2 protein-coding genes are annotated in these 1,710 nt (G+C 54.2%); one reads left to right on the top strand and one right to left on the bottom strand.

Annotation, left to right across the window (positions count from 1 at the left end):
• Nucleotides 1-152 (bottom strand): AAA family ATPase (locus ACP5H1_RS08395; RefSeq protein ID WP_427974061.1); only part of this gene is annotated, 152 nt, incomplete at its 3' end.
• 425 nt (nucleotides 153-577) lie between these two features.
• On the opposite strand from ACP5H1_RS08395, the gene ACP5H1_RS08390 reads away from it, so the two are divergent.
• The gene (locus ACP5H1_RS08390; protein ID WP_427974058.1) at nucleotides 578-928 is read left to right on the top strand and encodes a hypothetical protein; all 351 of its coding nucleotides are present in this window, start codon (nucleotides 578-580) and stop codon (nucleotides 926-928) included.
• The last annotated feature ends 782 nt before the right edge of the window (nucleotides 929-1,710 follow it).

Raw genomic sequence — 1,710 nt, 5'->3', positions numbered from 1 at the left:
AGTAGCATGAAGGCGTCCACCAGGTTGCCCTTCCCGGCCCCGTTGGGCCCGACAACTATGTTCACCTTACCCAGCTCTAGCTCAACGTCAGCTAGGCTCTTGAAGTTCCTGACCCTGAACTTCCTTATCAAGCCCGCCGCCAGGTATATCATTGCCATGACGCCTTATAAACCTCGTCTCCAACTTCATTGGGTAGGTTCAACGCTGAAGAGATCTATGACGACCTAGGTGTCTGGGACTCTCAATTCCATTGGACGGGCCCCTGGACATCGCTGAAAGCCGCGTGGCCAGGGCCCTCCAGGGGCACTCGATAGGGTTGGGCGAGAGGGCAATAAGGCGCCCTCGGACAGGACATCGACTTCCTCAAGGCCTGCCAGGCTTAAGTAGCCCCAAGCCACTGTAATTGAAAGCCAAGTTAAACCGCGACGGCGCGGCGAAGAGCCCCAGGAGGCGCTCTTAGCTACATCTTAGAACATTTCTATGATGTCGCTACCTTACGTGCGAGGCAGAAGCTTTTTCCGAAATTCTTAAAAAGCTTGCACAAAAGCTAATTATTTACGATAAGGTGAGAGATAAGATGCTGGGACGCAGAATAAGTGGCCTCTCGTGTTCCTTCGTGTTGGTCAGCGGCCGGTTCAGGGCCCTAGAGCACAGGATAGCCATGACAGCCGAAGGCATTGGCTGCTTCAGCGCTGGGGAGTTCGGCGAGTACATCACAAAAACTGCTGCCTCCATGGTCGCCACCAGCATACTATTCATCATCGCCCACTACATATTTCACGCCATGAACAGATTAGGCATGCAGGCTCCCTTAGACCTCAACAACTACGAAGTCCTGTTCGGTACGTTGAGCATGCTAACCGTGGTAACAATAATGGTCATTATAACAGCCTGGATGATAGGCTGCCTCAGGAGCTCTCCGAGGTAGGTACATAACTCCTCCCAGCTCCTTAAAGCCAATACAACCATAGTTGCTGTTTCTTGTTCGCACCTCCTTGATCTCCAAAACGCCGCGGCCCAACCTCGCTTGCCAATTTTATGTGCGGACGCCGGGGGCTGCGCGGTCCTAAGCGGGCCCCATGTGGGCCGTGGGAGGCCGTAGGCCCGGCAGCGCTAGAATTGCACTCTCACCGTTACAACTCGTCCCCTGAGCGCGGCTCACGTCGGCGTGAGGTATATCCTTTACCGACAGCTTTGAACGCGTGCTAAGGACTTCCGTTGGCGTGAAGTGGTGTTGGTCGTGCATTAGCTTTCTCTTGAGCCAGACGTTGGCCGGCTTTATCGGCCGCTACAGGAAGCTGGGAAACTATCAAGGGGGCTGCATCGTCTGCCCGCGGTCAAAGCGTGAACTAAGGCGAGCCGCACCTAGGGCAAACGGCGCCCCCGTCCTTATTAATGTAGCTTAATGTAGCTCGCAGACCCTAACAAAAGGAAGTAGGAGAGCCTACATGATGCAAAACGGCCTAATGGAATATCCTATTTCCACCTACCTGCCCAGGGACGTGGTCTACTTCGACCTTTCAATTCCATTAGACGGATTCAATGTGCCGAGCACTTTGCAGAGTGGTATGCGACCTGGACCTTTCAATTCCATTAGACGGATTCCGAGCCTTGACCCCTCCTTGCCCCCACGTGGTGGGGCCAGGTTTACCTCCGCTTTCAGTTACAGTAACTTGGGACTATTTAAGCCTGACCATAGCGCGCGGCCGG

Source organism: Acidilobus sp. (genome assembly GCF_049973875.1).
In the GTDB taxonomy this organism is placed as follows: Archaea; Thermoproteota; Thermoprotei_A; order Sulfolobales; family Acidilobaceae; genus Acidilobus.
Note: the sequence above shows the minus strand (reverse complement) of the source record. Positions and strands in the feature narration are given on the sequence as shown.

What these genes read in the sequence shown, in the direction of transcription:
- ACP5H1_RS08390 (WP_427974058.1), top strand. Translation starts at nt 578, where the DNA reads ATGCTGGGACGCAGAATAAGTGGCCTCTCGTGTTCCTTCGTGTTGGTC.